We start from the raw sequence: 5,411 nt of genomic DNA on the forward strand, positions 1-5,411 counted from the left end.
GGTCTGTTCGGGTGCCCCGATCAGGGCTTCAGGGCTTCAGGGCTTCAGGGCTTCAGGGCTTCAGGGGCCGACCGAATTCGTCGCGCACCTTGCCGGTGAGCATCATGATGCCGTCGATCAGCGGCCAGATGCCGCCGAGACCGCAGGTCAGCCATGTCACGGCGATCTGAGCGATCGCCGTGCCCGGCTGATTGAGGTAGAACCTGCCTGCGCCGAAGCCGCCGAGCAGGATCTGAAGCAGACCCGCTGTCGTCTTGGACCGGTCCGAATAGGGCTCGCCGGTGAGCGGGTCGCGTCCGAACGGTGCCGACTGGTCCACCGCACCGAAGCCTGGCGCACCTCCCTGAACCGGTCCGTAGCCAGGCGCACCATAGCCTGGTGCCGCACCGTAGCCCGGAGCGGCACCGTACGGCTGCTGCGGCGGCGGCGGGGGCGGGACCGGCGCACCGAATCCCCCGGGTGCGCCGTACCCGGACTGCTGCTCCCCCATCGGGTACTGCGGGTCGGGAGTGCCGTACACCGGGCCGGACGGACCGGTCGGCGCAGTCGGTTGCTGCGGAACCGACGAGTAGTCGGACGGCGGCGGATAGCTGGGGGTGGAACCCCAGCCAGGTCCGTTGCCGATGCCCGAGTAGGTATCCCAGCCGGGGCCCGCGGTGGCCGAGGAGGCTGCGGTCGATTCGGATGTCGGTGGCGGTTCCGACAGCGACGCCTGTGCGGTCGCGTCGTAGTCGAACCCGGGTCTGAAGTCCGGACCCCGCTGCGGTTCTGCAGGTCCGGTCGACTTCTTGCCGAGATCGATCGGGCGCTCCGAATTCGGGTCCGAAGCGGCCGGATCCGGTGTAGTCACGAGTGATCCCCCTCATTGTTGTTCGGTCGGGTTCGACCTTACCGGCGGGTCGCCGTCGGCTCGGGCCAGGGCCACTGCTAGCGGTCCGGCGTGGTTGCTTCGTCGGCCCGGGGCGTGCCGCTCTTCTCTTCGGTGGTGCCAGCCTTTTCCTCGGTAGTGCCCGCCTTTTCCTCGGCGGTGCCCGTCGACGCTGCGGCGCCCTTACCGTCCTTCGGCACAGCGTTCTCGACAGAATCCGGGGTCGCCCCACCGGCGGACCGGCCGTCACTGTCGGTTTTGTCCTTGCCCGCGGTTTCGTCCTTGCCCGCGGTTTCGTCCTTGCCCGCGGCTTCGGCGGCCGCGACCCGAACATGGGTCGGCTTCAGGTCCTCGGGATCCTCCCGGCCCTTCCGCGCGAAGATGAAGTAGGCGACGGCGAGGACGAACACGATGCCGGAGGTGAACGAGTTGATTCGGATACCCGCGATGTGGGTGGCGGCGTCGGAGCGCATCAGTTCGATCCAGAAGCGACCCAGGCAGTATCCGGCGACGTACAGCGCGAACAGGCGTCCGTGGCCGATCTTGAATCGGCGGTCGACGACGACGAGCAGCACGACGATCAGCACGTTCCACAGCAGTTCGTACAGGAACGTCGGGTGCACGACCGAGTAGACCTGACCGGTGGAGACCCCGTCGATCAGGCCGGGTGAGACCTGACCGGCGTCGTTGCGGCGCTCGTAGATTTCGAGACCCCACGGCACCGTCGTCTCGCGACCGTACAGTTCCTGGTTGAACCAGTTGCCGAGCCGGCCGATGGCCTGGGCGAGCAGCACAGCCGGGGCCAAGGCGTCGCCGAATGCGGGCAGTGGGATACCGCGGCGGCGGCAGCCGATCCAGGCGCCCACCGCGCCGAACGCGACGGCACCCCAGATGCCGAGGCCGCCCTCCCAGATTTTCAGTGCGTTGATCGGGTCGGCGCCGTCACCGAAGTATTTTGGCCAGTCGGTGGCGACGTGGTAGAGCCGGCCGCCGATCAGGCCGAACGGCACGGCCCACACCGCGATGTCGAGGACGGTGCCCTTCTCTCCGCCGCGGGCGACCCACCGCCGGTCGCCCCACACGATCGCGACGACGATACCGACGATGATGCACAGGGCGTAGGCGCGTAGGGCGAGGGGCCCGAGGTACCAGACTCCCTGTGGCGGCGAGGGCAGATAGGCGAGGAAGGTGGTCGTGTCGGTCACGAGGCCACGGTAGCCGAGCGCACACCCGCAGCGAGATCACGAGTCAGTTCGAGCAGTGCGTCGCGGTCCTGCCCGACGGCGCTGACGAGCGCGGAACCGACGATGACGCCGTCGGCGTATCCGGCGATCTCCGCGGCCTGCGCACCGTTGCGGACTCCCAGTCCGACCCCGATGGGGATGTCGGAGTGGGCGCGTACCCGCGCGACGAGTTCCGGTGCCCGGTTGTCGACGTTGTCGCGGGCTCCGGTGACACCCATCGTCGACGTCGCATAGACGAAGCCGCGGCACTGGTCGAGGGTCATCGCGAGCCGTTCGTTCGTCGACGAGGGTGCGACGAGGAAGGTGCGGCCGAGTCCGTACTTGTCCGATGCGGCGATCCAGTCGGCGGCTTCGTCGGGGATCAGGTCCGGCGTGATCATGCCGAGGCCACCGGCGGCGGCGAGGTCGCGCGCGAAGTTCTCGACGCCGTACTTCATGACCAGATTCCAGTACGTCATGACCACGGCGGACCCGCCGGCATCGGTGACTGCCCGCACGGCCGGGAACACGTCGCGCACCCGGACACCGCCGGCGAGCGCCTCGTTCGCGGCGTTCTGGATGGTGGTGCCGTCCATGACCGGGTCGCTGTACGGGATGCCCACCTCGACGAGATCGCAGCCGCCCTCGACGAGCGCGGTGACGGCGTCGATGGACTTGCCGACCGTCGGGTAGCCGACGGGGAGGTAGCCGACGAGCGCGGCGCGTTTCTCGGCACGGCAGGTCGTGAAGATCTCGGTGAGGCGTTCGTGCGGGGCGCTCACTGCGCGGCTCCTTCGGTGTCGGTGCTGTCGGCGGGAAGGTAGCCGAACCACTTGGCTGCGGTGTCGACGTCCTTGTCGCCGCGGCCCGAGATGTTCACCAGGACGATCGCGCCCTCGCCGAGTTCGGGTCCGAGTGTCAGCGCGCCGGCGACCGCGTGGGCCGATTCGATTGCGGGAATGATGCCCTCGGTGCGGCACAGCAGCTTGAACGCGTTCATCGCCTCGGTGTCGGTGGCCGACCGGTATTCGGCGCGACCGGTGTCGGCGAGCCACGAATGTTCCGGGCCGACACCGGGATAGTCGAGACCCGCGGAGATCGAGTGCGATTCGATGGTCTGTCCGTCCTCGTCCTGCAGCAGGTACGAGTACGCGCCGTGCAGGGCGCCGTGCGTGCCACCGCCGATGGTCGCGGCGTGCCGTCCGGTCTCGACACCGTCACCGCCTGCTTCGATGCCGACGAGCTTGACCGACGCGTCGTCGATGAAGGGGTGGAAGATGCCGATGGCGTTGGAACCACCTCCGACGCAGGCGACGACGGCGTCGGGCAGGCGGCCGGTGAGGGCCTGCACCTGGGCACGCGCTTCGAGACCGATGATGCGTTGGAAGTCGCGGACCATCGCCGGGAACGGGTGCGGTCCGGCGGCGGTGCCGAAGCAGTAGTAGGTGGTGTCGGCGTTGGTGACCCAGTCCCGCATGGCTTCGTTGATGGCGTCCTTGAGGGTGCGCGAGCCGGTCTTGGCGGCGATGACTTCGGCGCCGAGCAGGCGCATCCGCGCCACGTTCAGGGCCTGCCGCTCGGTGTCGACTTCACCCATGTAGACGATGCAGTCGAGGCCGAGGAGGGCGCAGGCGGTCGCGGTGGCGACACCGTGCTGGCCCGCACCGGTTTCGGCGATGACGCGGGTCTTGCCCATGCGCTTGGCGAGCAGCGCCTGCCCCAGCACATTGTTGATCTTGTGCGAACCGGTGTGGTTGAGATCCTCGCGCTTGAGCAGCAGGCGCGCACCGCCGGCGTGTTCGCTGAGCCGGGCCGCTTCGTAGACCGGCGACGGCCGGCCCGTGTAGTCCCGCTGGAGACGATCGAGTTCGGCCAGGAAACCCGGGTCGGTCCGTTCCTTCTCGTAGGCGGCGGTCACCTCTTCGATGACGGCCATGAGCGCCTCGGGCAGATAGCGGCCACCGAAGACCCCGAAGTGTCCACCGGCGTCGGGTTCGTGCGCGGTGGGAACGGACACGGCTTCGCTCATGACGGGAAGGCCGTGGCCTTTGGCCGAGAGGAGGGGATCGTCTGCAGTCACGGGATCAAGTCTGCCCCACCACGACGCCCGGCGTCCCGTCGGGTCGCCGTCGTGGACCGCCGGTCAGCGCGCGGGCTTGGGGCAGGACGGATGGGTGCCCACCGTGACCAGTTCGGCGACCGCCTGACGCGGATCGCCGCTCGTCACGAGGCCCTCACCGACGAGTACCGCGTCGGCACCGGCACCGGCGTACGCGAGCAGATCGGCCGCCCCCCGCACACCGGACTCGGCGATCTTGACGACGTGACTGGGCAGGCCGGGCGCGATCCGTCCGAACGTGCCCTTGTCCACCTCGAGGGTCTTGAGGTTGCGGGCGTTGATGCCGATGACGGTCGCGCCGGCTTCGAGCGCGCGACTCGCCTCTTCCTCGGTGTGTGCCTCGACGAGCGCGGTCATGCCGAGCGATTCGATGCGGTCGATGAGCGAGGTGAGCACGGATTGCTCGAGCGCGGCGACGATCAACAACACCAGGTCGGCACCGTGGGCGCGGGCCTCGTGGATCTGGTACGGCCCGACGATGAAGTCTTTGCGCAGCACCGGAATCCGGACGGCGCGGCGCACCGCGTCGAGGTCGGCAAGGCTGCCGTGGAAGCGACGTTCCTCGGTGAGCACACTGATCGCGCGGGCTCCCCCGGACTCGTATGCCCTGGCGAGTTCGGCCGGATCGGCGATGTCGGCGAGTGCACCCTTCGACGGGCTGGCACGCTTGACCTCGGCGATGACGGCGATGCCGGGTTCACGCAGTGCCGCCTTGGCGTCGATCGGCGGGGGCGCGGCGGCAGCGGCGGCCTTGACGGCGGCGAAGTCGACGATCGCCTCCCGGGCGGCGACATCGGCGCGCACCCCTTCGAGAATCGAGTCGAGAACTGTCATGGCTCGAGTCCTTTCCGCACCTTCGTCACTCCCCATGTGACTGCCGATCCCCATGTGACTGTCAATCCCGTTGTGACCAAGCTCATCGGGGCTGTCTGAAGCCTAGTGCGCCGAGCCGCCGGGGTCAGCGGCGGGTACCCGAATCGGCATCGCCGTCGTCGCCGGGTGGGCCGTCGCTCGCGCCCGCGGCGGGATCGGTATCGGCGTCGAGGGTCGGATCCTCACCCGCGTCGAGGGCGTCCCACAGTGCCCGGTCGGTGGCAGGTTCGTCGCCCTCGTCGCGTCGGGTGGCCGCCTCCCGGCGCGCGGCGGGACTGTCGTATTTCGACGACAGGCCCGCCTGACTGCGCGGGGTGCGCCACAGGAC

The 5,411-nt window shown here is 69.1% G+C and carries 6 protein-coding genes; all 6 read right to left on the reverse strand.

The genetic code is table 11. The features are described from left to right. Nucleotides 1–52: 52 nt before the first annotated feature. Nucleotides 53–850, reverse strand: a complete 798-nt coding sequence (locus WAX14_RS16725; RefSeq protein WP_422629174.1) for an NINE protein — start codon at nucleotides 848–850, stop codon at nucleotides 53–55. 77 nt (nucleotides 851–927) lie between these two features. After that, a complete protein-coding gene (lgt, locus tag WAX14_RS16730) occupies nucleotides 928–2,073 on the reverse strand; it encodes a prolipoprotein diacylglyceryl transferase (RefSeq protein WP_422629175.1) in 1,146 nt (381 codons plus the stop codon). Continuing rightward, nucleotides 2,070–2,873, reverse strand: coding sequence for a tryptophan synthase subunit alpha (trpA, locus tag WAX14_RS16735; protein WP_422629176.1), 804 nt, complete (start codon nucleotides 2,871–2,873; stop codon nucleotides 2,070–2,072). Before trpA ends, lgt begins: the two co-directional genes overlap by 4 nt. Beyond that, the gene (trpB, locus tag WAX14_RS16740) at nucleotides 2,870–4,120 is read right to left on the reverse strand and encodes a tryptophan synthase subunit beta (RefSeq protein ID WP_422629179.1); all 1,251 of its coding nucleotides are present in this window, start codon (nucleotides 4,118–4,120) and stop codon (nucleotides 2,870–2,872) included. The genes trpA and trpB overlap by 4 nt, the downstream gene beginning before the upstream one ends. A gap of 114 nt (nucleotides 4,121–4,234) precedes the next feature. Next, nucleotides 4,235–5,044: an indole-3-glycerol phosphate synthase TrpC gene (trpC, locus tag WAX14_RS16745; RefSeq protein WP_422629177.1), complete on the reverse strand. Its 810-nt coding sequence runs from the start codon at nucleotides 5,042–5,044 to the stop codon at nucleotides 4,235–4,237. Nucleotides 5,045–5,168: 124 nt separating this feature from the next. After that, the coding region (locus WAX14_RS16750; RefSeq protein ID WP_422629178.1) for a Trp biosynthesis-associated membrane protein at nucleotides 5,169–5,411 on the reverse strand (243 nt) is incomplete at its 5' end.

It is taken from the genome of Rhodococcus sp. (in: high G+C Gram-positive bacteria) (assembly GCF_049299235.1).
In the GTDB taxonomy this organism is placed as follows: domain Bacteria; phylum Actinomycetota; class Actinomycetes; order Mycobacteriales; family Mycobacteriaceae; genus Rhodococcus.

What these genes read in the sequence shown, in the direction of transcription:
- trpB (WP_422629179.1), bottom strand. Translation starts at nt 4,120, where the DNA reads ATGAGCGAAGCCGTGTCCGTTCCCACCGCGCACGAACCCGACGCCGGT.
- trpC (WP_422629177.1), bottom strand. Translation starts at nt 5,044, where the DNA reads ATGACAGTTCTCGACTCGATTCTCGAAGGGGTGCGCGCCGATGTCGCC.